At 59.8% G+C, this 14,783-nt stretch carries 14 protein-coding genes; 12 read left to right on the top strand and 2 right to left on the bottom strand.

Annotation, left to right across the window (positions count from 1 at the left end):
• The first annotated feature begins 104 nt into the window (after positions 1-104).
• The 8 genes from AB7P10_RS14465 (at position 105) to AB7P10_RS14430 (ending at position 10,807) form a co-directional block, all read left to right on the top strand.
• Positions 105-713 carry a ComEC/Rec2 family competence protein gene (locus AB7P10_RS14465; RefSeq protein WP_428294547.1) on the top strand — a complete coding sequence of 203 codons (609 nt, stop codon included), beginning with the start codon at positions 105-107 and terminating at the stop codon, positions 711-713.
• 117 nt (positions 714-830) lie between these two features.
• Complete coding sequence (locus AB7P10_RS14460; protein WP_428294546.1) at positions 831-1,085, top strand: hypothetical protein; 255 nt, start codon at positions 831-833, stop codon at positions 1,083-1,085.
• A gap of 3 nt (positions 1,086-1,088) precedes the next feature.
• Positions 1,089-2,228 carry a tyrosine-type recombinase/integrase gene (locus AB7P10_RS14455; RefSeq protein ID WP_428294545.1) on the top strand — a complete coding sequence of 380 codons (1,140 nt, stop codon included), beginning with the start codon at positions 1,089-1,091 and terminating at the stop codon, positions 2,226-2,228.
• A gap of 14 nt (positions 2,229-2,242) precedes the next feature.
• Positions 2,243-4,030: a hypothetical protein gene (locus AB7P10_RS14450; protein ID WP_428294544.1), complete on the top strand. Its 1,788-nt coding sequence runs from the start codon at positions 2,243-2,245 to the stop codon at positions 4,028-4,030.
• Complete coding sequence (locus AB7P10_RS14445) at positions 4,023-5,942, top strand: tyrosine-type recombinase/integrase (RefSeq protein WP_428294543.1); 1,920 nt, start codon at positions 4,023-4,025, stop codon at positions 5,940-5,942. Before AB7P10_RS14450 ends, AB7P10_RS14445 begins: the two co-directional genes overlap by 8 nt.
• Before the next feature lie 10 nt (positions 5,943-5,952).
• Complete coding sequence (locus AB7P10_RS14440; protein WP_428294542.1) at positions 5,953-6,354, top strand: TetR family transcriptional regulator; 402 nt, start codon at positions 5,953-5,955, stop codon at positions 6,352-6,354.
• Positions 6,355-6,887: 533 nt separating this feature from the next.
• Complete coding sequence (locus tag AB7P10_RS14435) at positions 6,888-9,026, top strand: ATP-dependent nuclease (protein WP_428294541.1); 2,139 nt, start codon at positions 6,888-6,890, stop codon at positions 9,024-9,026.
• A complete protein-coding gene (locus AB7P10_RS14430) occupies positions 9,026-10,807 on the top strand; it encodes a UvrD-helicase domain-containing protein (RefSeq protein WP_428294540.1) in 1,782 nt (593 codons plus the stop codon). The genes AB7P10_RS14435 and AB7P10_RS14430 overlap by 1 nt, the downstream gene beginning before the upstream one ends.
• Positions 10,808-11,061: 254 nt before the next feature.
• Here AB7P10_RS14430 and AB7P10_RS14425 read toward each other — a convergent pair whose 3' ends face one another.
• Both AB7P10_RS14425 and AB7P10_RS14420 read right to left on the bottom strand, forming a co-directional pair.
• Positions 11,062-11,532, bottom strand: coding sequence for a hypothetical protein (locus tag AB7P10_RS14425; RefSeq protein ID WP_428294539.1), 471 nt, complete (start codon positions 11,530-11,532; stop codon positions 11,062-11,064).
• Positions 11,533-11,612: 80 nt separating this feature from the next.
• Positions 11,613-11,864, bottom strand: coding sequence for a BPSL0761 family protein (locus AB7P10_RS14420; RefSeq protein WP_428294538.1), 252 nt, complete (start codon positions 11,862-11,864; stop codon positions 11,613-11,615).
• A gap of 703 nt (positions 11,865-12,567) precedes the next feature.
• Between AB7P10_RS14420 and AB7P10_RS14415 the strand changes: the two genes are divergently transcribed.
• From AB7P10_RS14415 to AB7P10_RS14400, 4 genes are all read left to right on the top strand, one after another.
• A complete protein-coding gene (locus AB7P10_RS14415; RefSeq protein ID WP_428294537.1) occupies positions 12,568-12,870 on the top strand; it encodes a helix-turn-helix domain-containing protein in 303 nt (100 codons plus the stop codon).
• Positions 12,871-12,937: 67 nt separating this feature from the next.
• Complete coding sequence (locus tag AB7P10_RS14410; protein ID WP_428294536.1) at positions 12,938-13,234, top strand: helix-turn-helix domain-containing protein; 297 nt, start codon at positions 12,938-12,940, stop codon at positions 13,232-13,234.
• A gap of 428 nt (positions 13,235-13,662) precedes the next feature.
• Complete coding sequence (locus tag AB7P10_RS14405) at positions 13,663-14,223, top strand: hypothetical protein (RefSeq protein ID WP_428294535.1); 561 nt, start codon at positions 13,663-13,665, stop codon at positions 14,221-14,223.
• 38 nt (positions 14,224-14,261) lie between these two features.
• Positions 14,262-14,504, top strand: coding sequence for a hypothetical protein (locus tag AB7P10_RS14400; RefSeq protein ID WP_428294534.1), 243 nt, complete (start codon positions 14,262-14,264; stop codon positions 14,502-14,504).
• Positions 14,505-14,783: the final 279 nt, after the last annotated feature.

Here is a 14,783-nt window from a genome sequence, read left to right as displayed (position 1 = left end):
CAGGGGGGAACAACAATGAATCCGCAGGCACGACATTGGCCGGGGCGGCTTGCAGCCATGCTAGCAAGTCTTGCGCCATCGCACGATGACATTTGCACGGGCGCATGCCGGCCGGTCTGACCGTGGCGCACGGGGGTTTCGTGGTGCTGGCCGGCTGGGTGCTGGGGGTGGCCTTGCAACTGCAGCAGCCCGCGCTCTGGGCCGGGCCGGTGTACGTGGCCATCTTGCTGCTCGGCGCTTCCGTGGTGCTGGCGCTGGCCTGGCCGCGCGCCATCGGGTCCCTGCCGCGTGGCGTGGTGCTGGTCAGTGCCTTGCTGGCCGGTGCCCTGGTCGGTGCCGGTCTGACCGGTGCGCGCGCCGTGCACTTCGCCGCCGGCGCTCTCGACCCTGCGCTGCAGGGTATCGACATCGAGGTCACAGGGCGCATCGCCTCGTTGCCACGTCGCAGTGTGCAGGGCGAACGCTTCGAGTTTCTGGTGGACACGGCGCGCCGGGACGGCGTGGACGCACGCGTGCCCGAGCGCCTGCAGCTGGGCTGGTACGGTGGCCCCATCGCAGGTGCCGAAGATGGTGGGTGGGCGTTGGCCACCGTCAGTCCCGGCCTGCGCGCCGGGGAGCGCTGGCGCTTCACCGTGCGCCTGCGCAGCCCGCACGGCAATGCCAACCCGCACGGCTTCGACCGCGAGCGCTGTTCTGTTGGGTCATTTGTGTGAGTTGAAATATCTATTCATTGCATGGTAATGTGAACTACTCGTAGAAACGAGTCGCAGGTGGGGGTCCGGGGGAAGATGCGAGGTGTGGATAGTTTCGAACTGGAGAGGTAGGAGACCATGGATGCTTCCGTAGCGTTGGCGCGCTTGGCCGACCACCCCAAAGTGGACCGGAATCTCCAAGCACTGCGAGATCCCGGCCCTAAGCGGTTCCACGCGGCTGCCGCGGGCCACGACTGGGAATTGCTGCTGACCGGCCCGAAGTGGTTCGACACACGAAGCGGTGCGGGCGGTGGCGCGATCGACTTGGCAATGCACCTTTGGACGCGCAAGTTCAAGCAGGCTGTCGCATTGCTTCGCAATCGCGGCGTATAGGCCATGCGGTTGGTGTTCAGCACAGACAGCTTCCGCTATGCGGGGCGCCCGCGCCCAGGCTTCCCCATCATCCTCGGCGACGACATGCGTCCTTTGCAACCCGCACAGGAGTATCTAATTTGGCTGCTGCTGGGGCGTGGCAAGGCTCTGAGCCGGCTGACGTGGGAAGACTACGGCAGGCGGCTGTGGGACTTCATCGCATTTCTAGAGGCGAATGATCTCCCATGGGACGAGATCGGCACTGCGCCAGGCAAAAGTGCCATCGCTCGGTATCGAGACTGGTCCCTGTTCGAACTGGCGCTCAACCCTTCGACGCTGAACGGCAGATTGCGCGTCGTTATGGCGTTCTACGCTTGGGCGAAAGAGCAAGGCCTGATCGAAAAGCTACCCTACGCCTTCGACAACGCGAAGACCGTCAAGCGCGTCGGGCTACTCGCGCACGCGCAGGAGACGACAACGGTATCTGTCCCGGTGCTCCTGCAGCGCGAATGGTCCGCGCCTCCCGAGTTCCTGTCGCGTGAGCAGGTGCGAGCTTGCTTGATGCAACGGCTTGGCGCGGGGGCCCGCTTGATGTTCGACCTGATGGTGCGTGTCGGCCTGCGCTCTTGCGAGGCGCGCACTTTCCCGCTCAAGTACGTCTTCGACCCCCGAGCGCGTGCAGACTGCGAACCGCGGCAGATGATCCGGGTCCGGCTCGATCCCGCGGATATGTGGATCAAGTTCCGCAAGCCAAGGGAGGTAGACATCCCGTATTCGTTGATGCAGGACCTGCATGCCTACACGCTCTACGAGCGCAACCGGCTGATAGATATCTCCGGCGCCGATAGAGACGCGCTGGTTCTGAATGCGACAGGCAGGCCTTACACGAAAGGCGCGGTCGTCGAGGTATTCAAGGCGCTGTCGAAGCGAACCGGATTTAGGGTGCGGCCGCTGCAACTGCGCCACAGCTATGCGATTCACACGCTGGCGCGGCTACGCACTGATCGAAGCTACGCGGGCGAGCCCTTGTTGTACGTGCGAGACCGAATGGGACATTCGAGCGTCCAGACAACGATGGTTTACCTCCGGCAACTGGAGCAACTTGCTGGCGGCGTCGCGTTGGCCATCGAGGACGAGTTCAACGAGATGTTTGAGAAGAACTGAGGGGATCGAGAAGCATGCCGCGACAGAAAAACTACAAGGCAGCGATGCTCATGCCGATACCCCCGGCAGTCGGGAAAGCGCCGGACGCAGTTCCCGCGAGGCCTGCGACGGCGCGGATCGTCTTTACCGAGCTCTTGGGAGTTGGAGTGCGTACGCCATCGGCACGGGGCATTGACCTGACCGAGTGGCTTGGCCGTGGAATCGACGAGTGGGTGTGGGCTGCGCTCGACTGCTACGTCGCGAAGCTTCGCTCGGGCACGTGCCAGACGTCCACCGTGCACAACGAATCGAGAGGGGTAGCCAAGTTCTTCGAATTCCTTCTGGACGGAAGGGGGCAACCTCTGCTCGTGGTACCCGGCGAGCTGCGGCCGCTTCACGTGACGCAATTCGTCGGGTGGCTGCAGCGTCGTCAGGAAGCCCGCGGCCTGAGTTCAGAGTCGACGCGAAGCGTCTACAAAGGCGCCAAGTCGACCTTCGTGACGCTGATGCACCATGGCCTCATTGAGGGCGACCCCAAGCTGTTCTTCCCGGCGCGTGCGTTGCCGAACAAGCACTTCGCTCCTGCAAGGGCGCAGCCGTACTCCGATGCCGAGCAGCAGCGATTGGCGGATGCACTGAGGGCGGACCTCATCGATGTACATCACGGACGTCTGCACCTCGCGCCGTCGGCCGTGTTGGTCACCTACTTCCTGGTGGTCGCCATGCGCACCGGGTGCAACTTGACGCCCCTACTGGAGGTCGCCCGAGACGCGATCCGACCAGGGTTGGTGCCGGGCACCCAGTTCCTGCGACTGCGCAAGCATCGTGGTGCAAGAATCGTGAGCCGTGTTCTCAAGGAGGCCGAGCGAGATGGCGGCGAGACACTCGTCATCCCGATGGACGCAGTCGCCGTCCTGGAGCGCGCGCTGGACGAAACCGCTGAACTCGCATCTCACGCACCGCCTCATCTGACCAATCGGGTCTGGCTGTTCCGCTCGCTCGACTCCCGCCAAAGGGGCGTGATCAAGTGCCTGCGACGAGAGACGATCATCACCGCAACGAGAAGCATGGCAAAACGCAGAAACCTCCTGGATGACTCCGGCAAGCCATTGCTCGTCGCAACTACTAGGCTGCGGCAGTCGCTCGGTAAACGCGCCTGGCGTCTCAGCGAAGGCGATCCTGTGGCCGTCGCTGCAGTTCTTGGCAATACACCTCGGGTTGCCGACTCGAACTACCTTCGCATCGACGAACAACTGCAGGCAGAGGCCGCATCCTATATGGGCCGGGAGCTGAGCGTTCACTTGCGTGCCGGTGCTGACGGTCGCAGGACAGTTCCGCTCGTGGTTAACGACGGCAGCTCGACCAGCACCTTGACGCCTACCGGCCGATGCAAGAACAGCCTGTTTGGCGCGTATGCGCCTAAGGATGGAGGCAATCACTGCGACCAGTTCGTCATGTGCCTCTTCTGCCCTTCGTTCGCGGTAGCGGGTGAGTCGAACGATCTCTGGCGGCTCTACAGTTTCCAGCGCTATGCGATGGCGGAGCTTGACCACCTTGCCGCAGTCAATGGCGACCAGCCCTCAGGCATAGCCAAACCCGACGATCTGCGCCTGCTCTACGAGGCCGCGATTCCATTCATTGATAGATTCTGCGAGCAGTCGTTCGGCAAGGCGATGTGCGTCCAGGCAAAGCACCGTGTGCAGCGCGAGGTGCATCCGTTCTGGCAGCACCTCATGAAGCGCAGCGCGATGAGACGTGACGGAGTGCAGTTGCACGATACAGCGACCGGCCATCTGCGTTCGGAGGGCTCCAAGCATGAATAGCAGCGTAACGCGCCGACATCGTGCGGCCGTCTCCACCCCGGATGTGCAGGAGGAGCAAGCCACAGCTGTTACCGTACTTCCGGCGCGAAGCAACCGAGCGTACGAGTTGCTTGCAGCCCAACCGGCGTCCCTCATCGGCCTGAGCGCCGAGGAGCGCAACGCGATCGTCGTTACGGCCGTCTCTGATCACCTGGGAGCCGAGCACGTGGTCAGCCGATTCGGGGACGACGTTTGGGACTTCCAAGGTTTGATTGGCACCCAGAACACGGTGTTCAACCAGCGGTTCCTCTCATGGCGACTTGAGGTTCCCCGGCCGCTGATCGACGACGCGAAGGCCGCAATGTATGTTTGGTGGAAGCAGGGGAAACCGGGCTGGAAAACGGTCAAGGTTAATTCGTTGATCTCGTCGATTCGTCAAGGCGCTTCCGTGCTTCGTTACCTTGCGGCGCGCGGAGTTACGACCTTCGCGGAAGTGAAGCCGATTCACCTGGCAGACTACCTGCAGCAGCGTGTGGACCTCGGGCGCGCCCCGAAGGGTATCTACCACAAGCTGCATCTCATCGACGTGGTGGCTTGCTTTGCGAGCGAGCTGCAACACCCGCTGACGTTTGACCCGTGGGGACGTCGTGGGCTCTTCGACTTCTGTGGCATCCACCAGACAAAGAAAGGCTCCATCGGAAAAACGCCGGTGATCCCTCCGTCAGTGCAGGCCGCAGTGTTCAACCATGCCGAGTCGGTACTGGCCAGAGCCGACGAAATCTTCGAGCAGCGCGGTGTCGCTACGATCCGTGGCATCTGCGGGGATCGCGATACAGAGGTGCGGGACGCGGTCCTCTTCATGCTGCTGATCAGCACGGGCATGCGCAACAGCGAGGCCATGGGCGTGAAGAACGGCTCATGGCGAACGGAAGTCAAGAATGGCGTGACGTACCACTGGGTTCGCACGTTCGAGCACAAGACAGGCAAGGGCCTCGTTGAATTCCTCGCAACACCGGAAACACTCGCTGCGCTGGAGCTCGCGCAGCGCTATGCGGCGCCGTACCAGGAGCGCCTCCGAGTGGAGATCGCGTATCTGGAGCAGGAACTTCGCCGATCGCCTTCATTAGAGCGTCTGAGCAACTCTATGACGCGCACAGACGCGCTGCTTCGCCTGCAGGTCGCGCGTGAAACCGTAGATTGCCTCTTCCTGGCGATAAGCCGCAGCGCCGGCGACTTGCCCGGCTCGCTGACACGGGTCGCGGTGATGACTAGGCAAGCGTGCATCTACCAGCTCGCGACGTTAGCGCGCGCAGCGGGCGTACAGTGGCGCATCGCGAATCACCAATGCCGACGCACCTTTGCGTGGAACGTCGCTCAGAGCAAACTCGGCCGTCGAGCTCTGATCTTCCTGAAGTGGCAGTTCAAGCACTCCAGCATCAGCATGACCGAGCTCTACGCCTCGAACCCGCTGCAGGACGATGCCCTGTATGACGAGTTCTACAGCGAGATCGTCGAATCTAAGGGCCAGCTCATCTCGTCGTGGTTTGAAGAGGGGAGCCTGCTGTCTGGTGGGGCAGGCCGCAAGATCATGGACACCCGCGCCGTGCGCGTTGAGAGCAGGGCCAGTTTGCTGCGCCACACTGCGCAAAGCGTGAACATTCGTGCGACCGGACATGGCTGGTGCCTTGCGCAGCAGCGAGGCTGTGTCGGCGAGGGCATGTACGAGGCGACGCGGTGTGTGGACTGCAGCTCGGGTGTGATCGACGCGTCGTACCTCGAAACCTGGCGTCAGATCCACCTGCAGAACCTGGAACTGCGCAGTGTGAAGGACTGCGGACCGGCCGTCGCGCAGCGGGTGGAACGCGAGATCGCGCGATCCGCGAAGGTCCTGGGCGACTTGGGCGTCGATGTGCAAGCAGAAGACGCTGCATAGGACAGAAGCGATGGCAACACAACAGAGGGTGGCTGGCGCCACCGGTGATCGAGCGAAGACCGCTACCGCACTGCGCTACGCGATGCTGCGGGTGAAAAACGCTGGCAGGCGCATCAGCATCAAGGCGGTTGCGGAGGAGGCTGGAGTAGACCCGTCGCTGGTCCATCACGTTTATCCGGACATCGCGGAGGAGATCCGCGCGATCAGCGGGCGCGGTTCGCGCGCGCAACGCGACAAGAAGCATGTCGAACTGGCGCAAGCGCGGTTTCGGGTGCGCGAGTTGACCGAGGACGTGGCGACCTTGCTGGCCGAATTGACGGAAATCGCCTCACTGAACCTCGCGCTGGAGAGCCAGGTCCAGGAACTCAAGGCTCAACTCGCGCAGAAGGTTCGGCCGCTACATGGCGTTTGAAAAGTGGCGTCGGCTCACCTGCTAATAGTGCTTCGGTTCGGGTTTGAATCCGGAGATCACGAAGTTCGATGTCGGTGGCCTTTGAGTTCCGGAGGGTACCAACGAATCCCCTCAGGCCATCAAGGCCGTCCGCTGGGGCCTGCCCCTGGTCGATGTCAACGTGGCGATGGGCAATCTGCTGGACTTGGTGCGGGAGCAGGGAGCACCTTGGTCAGCGAAGGTGAAAAAAGGTAGCGATTGCCAGCATCGAGCGTGTCGCCGAGCAGACGCAGGCGCAACTGACTCAATGCCTGCCAGGCACGCGGCGCCGCCACCTGTCGCTGTTCATGCGTCGATGGTCTAACGGCGTCGTCGCTCTGCGCAGACGCCGGGCGCTATCAACACCTGTCCAGTCCGTCCCCTTTGTGTGGAAACCCTCTCTCGCAGCGGGTTTGCGGCAGTCGGCCGCCAGGACTGCGCCCACGCCGTTACTTACACACTACGATAGCTTACAAATAGACACTGGCGCCCCAGGGAGCACGAAGGCCTAAGACATGCATATCTCCAAACTCAAGCTGGTCAACTACCGTAACTTCAAGAACACCAGTCTGACGTTTCAGCGCGGCGTCAATACCATCATCGGAGAGAACGGCGCGGGCAAGTCCAACATCCTCCGCGCTATCCGGCTGCTCCTGGACGACAACATGGTCCGCGCAGCTTATCGGCTTGAAGAGTCCGATTTCAGCCGCGCGCTGGATCAGTGGCAGGGCCACTGGATCATCATCAGCATGGAGTTCGAGGACCTCAGCCCGGATGAGGCGGTCCAGGCGCTGTTCTTGCACGGCACCGCCGGTATCGACGCTGGACCGATTTCCAAGGCCACCTACAACCTCATCTTCCGCCCCAAGAAGGAAATCCGGCTGAAGCTGGCGGCCGTCGATGACTTTGACTATGCGGAGTTGAAGGCAATTCGGGATGGCTTAACCATCGACGACTACGAGACCATCTTCACCGGCCGAAGCAGTGCTGACTTTGGTGATCCGGCGACTTATAAGCGGATCGTTGGAGACTTCGACTTTTGTTCCTTCTCTGACGAAACCGAGTTCCCTGAGATTGGGGCCAAGGTGCCCGGGTTTCTGTCGGTTACCAAGGAGGTGTCACTTACCTTCATCCAGGCACTTCGCGACGTCGTGGCCGAGTTTCACAACAACCGCACCAATCCGCTGCTCACTCTGCTCAAGAGCAAGAGCGGTGAGATCGACGCGGCGGCCCTCGTGCCTATCGTGGGCCAGGTGCGCGATCTCAATAGCGCCATTGAAGGACTCGAGGACGTGCAGTCTGTCCGCAAGCACATCCGCAAGACCATCAAGGACACCGCCGGCGAAACTTACTCCCCGACGTCGCTGTCGATCCGGTCGGACCTGCCCGAGGAAGCGGAGCAGCTGTTTCAGTCGCTGCGTCTGTTCGTCGGGGAGTCGGAGGACGGGTATGAAGGGACTATCAACGAACTCAGCCTCGGCGGCGCCAATCTGATCTACCTGACCCTCAAACTGCTGGAGTTTAAGTATCAGCGCGAGAAGATGGCGATCGCGAATTTCCTGCTCATAGAAGAGCCCGAAGCGCATATCCACACCCATATCCAGAAGACGCTCTTCGATCGAATCGCCTACGAGGATGCCCAGGTCATCTACACGACCCACTCCACGCAGATCTCCGAAGTGAGCAATGTGAGCAACGTCAACATCTTGGGTAGACGCGGCGCATTCTGTGAGGCCTATCAACCGGCGACCGGGCTGGATCCTACCCAGGTGACCAGCATCCAGCGATACCTGGACGCGGTGCGGAGCAACCTGCTGTTCGCCAAGAGCGTGATCCTGGTGGAGGGGGATGCGGAAGAGATCCTGATCCCTGCGCTCGTGAAGCAGGTCCTGGGCCTGAGCGTGGACGAGTTGGGGCTCAGCGTCATCAACATCCGCAGCACCGGGTTTAAGAACGTCGCAGTCCTGTTTCACGACACCAGGATCCGCAAGCGGTGCGCGATCGTCACTGACCTGGACATGATCTTTTTCGACACCACGCCGAATCCGGCGGACGGCGACGCCATGGCCGCCAGGAAGCGCAAGGCGATCGGCTCGCAAACGGCCGGGGCGCATCGAAAGATCGATCTGGACGCATTTGGAGCTGGAAACGGTTGGGTGCGGAGCTTCTACGCCACGCATACCTTCGAGGTGGATTTTGTCGGGGCTGGCAACCATGAAGCGATCGTGCGCAGCGTCGACAAGGTTTACAAGGCGCCTGCGACGATCACGCAGGCAACGACCGACCTTCGCTCGGGCCTCCCTCATCAGAGTGGCTTCCGCACCCTGACGATGGCCGAGCAGGAAGGCAAAGGATGGTTTGCGGTCTTGCTCGCCCAAACTCTGGATCACCAAGTCGTGGTGCCGCCCTACATCCGAGAAGCGGTGCTGTTCGCGCATGGAGCGTTCTCGCGCCCGCTGATCATTCGAATCCTCCACCACCGGATGACATGCTCGCGGCGCACTGATGTCGCCTCGCATGCTCGTCTGAAGGCGTTTGCCCCGGACCTTGAGCGATTCCGTGACCAGAAGATCGATCTGCCTGCACTTCGCGCGGCCGCCGCAACGGCGTTGCCGGGCGACGCGGTCCATGAGTTCCTGGCAGGGATGACCTGATGTTTATCTGGGATGCCACCGAGCTCAATCCTGAGCAAGCGGCCGCCGTCGAGGAACCGTTGAGCGTTTTTCTTGTCGCCTGTCCGGGCAGCGGGAAGACGCGCACGCTGACATACAAGATCGCTTATGAGCTGTCCCGGCGCACGGACAAGCGCATCGTCGTGGCCATCACCTATACGCACCGGGCCGCTGACGAGATTCAGGAGCGCATCGAGGCCCTTGGAGTTGACACCACTGCCCTTTGGATCGGGACGATCCATTCGTTCTGTCTCGAATGGATCATCAAGCCTTACGGGATCTACGTCCCGGAACTGGCACGTGGGTACGCGGTGTTGGATCGGCACGACCGGGAGAAGATGCTGGAGCGGCTTTGCGCACCGTATCGCGGCGTGACCTCATGGGACTGCGACTATTACTTCGAAGGGGATGAGTACCGGCTGGGGTGCGCAGACACATGGAAGCATGACGCGATCCGTCAGGTGCTGACGGCCTACTTCCAAGAACTGGCGGACACGAGAAGAATCGATTTCGAGTTGATCCTCTGGTACTCCCAGGTGCTGATCCGAAATCAACCGCATATCGCGGGGCTGCTGTCCCAAGTGTTCCTCTATGTCCTCGTCGACGAGTACCAGGATACGAAGCGGATCCAATACAACTTGGTGGGAGCCATCCTGCGGGCGGGTGCCGGCAGCATCAAAACGTTTATCGTGGGAGATCCCAATCAGGCGATTTACGGCTCGCTAGGCGGCTATGCCATTTCAGCGGCGGACTTTCGCGCGCTCACGAACATCCCCATTCGGGAGATGGCGCTGCGTTTGAACTACCGCTCAAGCGCCAGGATCATCGGGCACTTCTCCAAATTCAAGGTGCACGCCACCGACATCGAGGGCGCAGGGAAGATGGTTGGATTTCCGAGCCAAGTCTCTTACAACCGACTCGTTGCGCACGAAGACCTTCACGATGAGCTGGTCAGGCTCATTCAAAAGAGCTTGGCCGAAGGACATGCACCCGAAGAGATTTGCGTGCTTGCTCCGTGGTGGATCTTGCTGGCATCGACCACCCGAAAACTCGTGGCGCTGCTCCCCGAGCAGCAGTTCGATGGCCCAGGATTGGTGCCGTTCAGCAATGATCCTGACAACTTCTGGTTCAAACTCTCCAAGATCTTGCTGACGGAGTCGTCACCCCAGATGCTGGTGCGACGCATGCGATGGGCCAGGGACGTCATCGCCGACCTGAGAGATCTCGGTGTCGATACGTCGGGGATTACCCAAAGGACGTTTCTGCGGGAGTCCAACTCCCTGAACATTACCGAAACAGATGGCCTGGCGTATCTGGACCAGGCGTTCGTCGCTTTATTTGATCGCCTGGGGATCAACTTGAGTTCGTTTCCCGGGCTGCTGGAGCACCGCGAGGCGTTCTTTGCCAGTTCCCAGGTGCGGCTGGAGAAGCTGCAGAACTCAGGGGCGGCCTACATCACTGACATTTCGTTCTTCAGAAAGGTGTTCCGCGAGCGAAGCGGGATTACTGTGTCGACTATCCACGGAGTCAAGGGCGCCGAATTTGACGTCGTTATTGCATTCGGACTTCTTCAGGGCATGGTGCCCCACTTCAGCGATATCGACGGTGATGTCGCGGCGAGCAAGTTGCTATACGTCCTGGCTTCGCGCGCTCGAAAAAACTTGCACCTGATCTCGGAGGCGGGTCGATCGCGTGGCAGACGCGGAGAGTACGGTCCCACCGAGGCGCTGCTCCGCTGTGGTTTCGATTACAACGGGTACTAAGGGCGGAGCCGCGCGGCCTAGGATATTTGCCCCAACACCTCGGACCACATCGTGGCGGTCGGCCAAATCCTGGAAAAACGCGCGCCTGGTTTTGACTAACACGGCACGCTGGATCAGTTCTTGCAGTTCGGCTACGGTGGTCATGGCCCTTCGCAACACATGCGCTTCCAGACTTCTGCAATTGCCCGCGCCTTGCACGACTGCTCTCCAGTGCGTATCGGCCACTCCGGCCACAGTTTCATGGGCAGCCAAGGTCAATGCCCTTCTGCTGTTGCCAGTTCAAAAATGCGCTGCCTCGTCATGCCTCGCTCCAGGGCGATGCGTGGCGGCAGTCCGGCAAGTGCTACGTGCGGGGTTTCCAAAAAAGACAGCACGTGCCACCAATCCGTGGCGCCCAAGGCCTCGGACACCGCCGGAAGCACGGGGAATACGGATGGCTCAAATTGCCATTTTGGGATCTTGATGCCGCTGCGCAGATACGCCACACCAATGCAACGGCCGCTCTTTATCCATGCATTGATCGTCACGCGGCTTGTGCTGCTCAGCAGAGCCGCTTCATCGGTTGTGATCATGTCAGAAGCATTGATTCGGTGGAACCTGTATTCGGCACCGCGGCGCAACAGTGCAGTGGTCTGCGCCTCGCTGGCGTAGGGGTCTACCGTGACAAAGCGACGCGGTTTGACAGCGTCAAAGGAGACAGAAACGGGGGAAGTCAATGCATTCATGGCGTGCGTCTTGAAATGCTTCGCCCATGTCGGGCTTGTAGCTGCCGAAGAATCGCTTCTATGTGGGACGACAGATCAGATCAACCATGGCTGGGCTTCAACATCAGCAGCGGGTCAGGCCGTCCAGGCTCCGGCGCCAGCCCGAAGGTGGGCTCACCTAAGCGTAGCCAATCTTCGGCCATCATGCGCAGCTGCCACTCCTCCGGGTAGTGGCGCAAAACGCCCCGTACTCGAACACGAAGAGTGGTAGGTACTTCTTCGTTTTGTACCAAGTCCTGCAGCAGTTCACCGGCGAGGCGCAAAGCACGGGTACGTTCTTCGGGTGTAGTCATGTGTATACCCTCTCACCTCTAGGTACTTCGGGATTTGTCACGGTCATGCACATTCCCCATGACTAGGCTGAGTACGGATGCAATGGTCCCATCCGAAGTAAAAGTCTACGTTCCACCACGCTCGCGGAGGAATGAACTCTCGAGCACTCTTCCATTTCATTTCCTTCGAAGTCGATGAACTGCACGAACTCTGAATCATCATGAGTGCGAGCCAGCCAGACCTCCCGTACCTCTCTAGATGTCCATTGATGGTTCTTCGAAGTCCGCCCCGGCATCATGCAAACTAACCCACTCACCCTACTGGTGTCTAAAGTTGTCAACAGGTGCGTGAGATCGTGCTCCCATGCAAGGCACCAGGTTTGCGTCAACATGACTTCGTCCTCTTCTGGAACGGCAGCGACCGTGAGAAGGTACCAGGGCACATGCAGCACGAGTTCAATCAGACGCCAGTGCTGAGAGCCGGGATCCGCCAAGCCCTTGGGTACAGGGAACTCGTGCTCCGGGTGCGTAGCGAACATTCGTTTAGACCGAGCTTTTTCAGCCGTGGTTGAATTTTGGAAGGTGTTTTAATAACTCATCTACATCTTGCTCGATCATCGTCAAATCGCAAAGTCGCTTCACCTATGCTCAGGTCTGATGCATGGAGAAAATTCGCTTTCCGAATACACGTTGAAGTGGGCTAGGGTTGCCGGGAAAGGTAACCATGCTCAAGATTCTGTACAGCCGACACAACGGAGTTTTCCTCGCCATGTTGCGAGGGCTACGCCTGGAGCGCGGGCTGCGCCAGGCCGACCTCGCAGTCCGTCTCGGTCGAGGTCAAGGTCTTGTGAGCAAGGTCGAGCGTGGCGAGCGCAGGCTTGATGTGATTGAGTTACGGGACTGGCTCGACGCTCTCGACGCAGACTTTATTGGTTTTGTAAGCGGCCTAGATGCGGAACTCCGACAGCACCCCACAACGGACACACGACTGATACGCCGCAGAGCCTCTTCGAGAGCACAGGCCTGATTTTCTTCGCTTTTTTGAGTTATTTATAACGTGGTGTAAATAACTCACTTCTTGGAGTCTTGGGCGGATGCCAATCCGACCAAAGACAGCTCCAAAGTCTGGCCGCCCCAAAGGAGCACGGAGCTTTGATGAAAACGTTGCGAAAATGCTTGGCGCAGCCGCCCGAGAAAGGCGTTTGCTCAACGAGATGTCGCAAGAACAGTTGGCCGACGCTTCGGGTTTGGAGCGCTCGTATGTTGGCCGACTTGAACGTGGAGGTAGCCAACCAACTCTTCTCGCGTTGCTAAAGTTGGCCAAGGGGCTCGACTGCGAAGTAGTGGAATTGATCGGACCTGCCGAAAAAGCATTTCGGCGACGGAAGTGACCGGATAGTGTGCGCGTGCGTTTTTCGGACGTCCTGGATATCAAGTCGGCACCGCTGACAATGCGGTCACCACCGCAATCAGGGAGCTTCTTTGGTCAACCTGTGCTGGGCTTCCGAATGCGTCCTGCCATCCAACCTTAGCCGGTGACAGCTCGCGCGAGCAGAAGCTGGACTTCAGGAATCGGCTATGAGCAGCTGTTCGCCTTTTGGTGTGTACCGTCAGATCTAGACTGGTTGCTGTAGTTCATCACCAGCCGTCGAATGACAGCTGTTGTCAAGACCTGGCGTTCCCGGTATAGATGGCGCAAGCCTTCGCAGGGAGGATGCGCGTTCGATGGCCGCAGAGAAGCTGCCATTTGACCGCAGTCGACCGAAGATTGGAGCCCGTATTTTTTGGGGCGCGCCAGCGCCTCGGATAAAGTGCCCGCATGATTAAGTTATTTCCTCAAGCTGCAGCCCTGACCTGCCTGCTGGCATCGACTGCCCAGGCTGAACCAAGTCGAGTCCCGAATTGGCTGATGAACGAGCCAATGTCCCTCTTTGACTGGGGCATGTACAAGACTGATCAGCACATGAGAGAGAGGCTGAAGGCTGTTGATGTCACGTTTTCGGCCAAGTATTTCCACGCCTCCGCTCAGTACGACTGGAAGGAAAACCGGATCAAGCTGAACGCGATGTTCACTGGAGACGCGAGCGCCGTCACGGATGCAGCTTGTATTGAACACATCAAGAAGGCGAAGGGCGCATTCCTGAACTACGCGTGGGAGGCAAAGGAGCAGATCCAAGCAGCGCCCGAGGTGATGGCAACACTATTCAGCCATGAGGGAGGCTACCAATCCAAAGGTCAGCCCAAAGATGTGGGAGAGCAGTTGGCGAACATTACGGTATTGGAGGTCACGATGATGCGCGCATCCGGCAGCGGGTTTGCTCCTCAGTCCAGGTGCTCCTCGAGTTTGACCTCAACATCAGTCAACGTCATCAAAAACTGAGGGCGCCTATGGACCTCGCATCCCAGATCATCCCGGCCATGGTTACGCTCATCGCCGCAGTCTTCAGTGGACCACGCTCATCGTTTCGATGGGAAGTCGTGACCGCAGTATTTGGCTGGACTGCAGTTGTCTCGATACTGCTTGTTGTAGTGAGCTGGCCCTTTGCAGTAGCGACTGAGATGCGCCCATTCTTATTCCAGCTCATCGGATTCAGCCTGATAACGGCGATTGGTCGTGACTACGAAAAGATGCTTGCGCCCCTTTTCAGATGGAATCGGTGATTCGCAAGAATGTCACCAATAGGTACGGGTGTCCGGAAGCACGCGAACTTGACCTATCCCCTACCAGCCGTGGCAGTCCGTCGTAGCGACGAGCTGATCGGCGGCAACCGCTGCGGAGCGACCCTCTGATTCCACTACGACGGCTCAAGACTGAGGCTGTGTGTAAACAGTTTCGATGCTCGGCCGAACACACCGTGGTGATTGCCGCGGCTTGGCGGCGGCGAAGTGGCGATTCCAGGCGCGGCGGCACGATGGCCGTTTCGCCCTAAGTTCTCATCT

The organism is Hydrogenophaga sp. (assembly GCF_050182545.1).
In the GTDB taxonomy this organism is placed as follows: Bacteria; Pseudomonadota; Gammaproteobacteria; order Burkholderiales; family Burkholderiaceae_C; genus Hydrogenophaga.
Note: the sequence above shows the minus strand (reverse complement) of the source record. Positions and strands in the feature narration are given on the sequence as shown.

Bases quoted from the DNA above. Each gene is read 5' to 3' on its own strand.
- AB7P10_RS14435 (WP_428294541.1), top strand. From the start codon at position 6,888: ATGCATATCTCCAAACTCAAGCTGGTCAACTACCGTAACTTCAAGAAC.
- AB7P10_RS14455 (WP_428294545.1), top strand. From the start codon at position 1,089: ATGCGGTTGGTGTTCAGCACAGACAGCTTCCGCTATGCGGGGCGCCCG.
- AB7P10_RS14465 (WP_428294547.1), top strand. From the start codon at position 105: ATGCCGGCCGGTCTGACCGTGGCGCACGGGGGTTTCGTGGTGCTGGCC.
- AB7P10_RS14400 (WP_428294534.1), top strand. From the start codon at position 14,262: ATGGTTACGCTCATCGCCGCAGTCTTCAGTGGACCACGCTCATCGTTT.
- AB7P10_RS14445 (WP_428294543.1), top strand. From the start codon at position 4,023: ATGAATAGCAGCGTAACGCGCCGACATCGTGCGGCCGTCTCCACCCCG.
- AB7P10_RS14460 (WP_428294546.1), top strand. From the start codon at position 831: ATGGATGCTTCCGTAGCGTTGGCGCGCTTGGCCGACCACCCCAAAGTG.
- AB7P10_RS14425 (WP_428294539.1), bottom strand. From the start codon at position 11,532: ATGAATGCATTGACTTCCCCCGTTTCTGTCTCCTTTGACGCTGTCAAA.
- AB7P10_RS14430 (WP_428294540.1), top strand. From the start codon at position 9,026: ATGTTTATCTGGGATGCCACCGAGCTCAATCCTGAGCAAGCGGCCGCC.
- AB7P10_RS14450 (WP_428294544.1), top strand. From the start codon at position 2,243: ATGCCGCGACAGAAAAACTACAAGGCAGCGATGCTCATGCCGATACCC.
- AB7P10_RS14405 (WP_428294535.1), top strand. From the start codon at position 13,663: ATGATTAAGTTATTTCCTCAAGCTGCAGCCCTGACCTGCCTGCTGGCA.
- AB7P10_RS14410 (WP_428294536.1), top strand. From the start codon at position 12,938: ATGCCAATCCGACCAAAGACAGCTCCAAAGTCTGGCCGCCCCAAAGGA.
- AB7P10_RS14420 (WP_428294538.1), bottom strand. From the start codon at position 11,864: ATGACTACACCCGAAGAACGTACCCGTGCTTTGCGCCTCGCCGGTGAA.
- AB7P10_RS14415 (WP_428294537.1), top strand. From the start codon at position 12,568: ATGCTCAAGATTCTGTACAGCCGACACAACGGAGTTTTCCTCGCCATG.
- AB7P10_RS14440 (WP_428294542.1), top strand. From the start codon at position 5,953: ATGGCAACACAACAGAGGGTGGCTGGCGCCACCGGTGATCGAGCGAAG.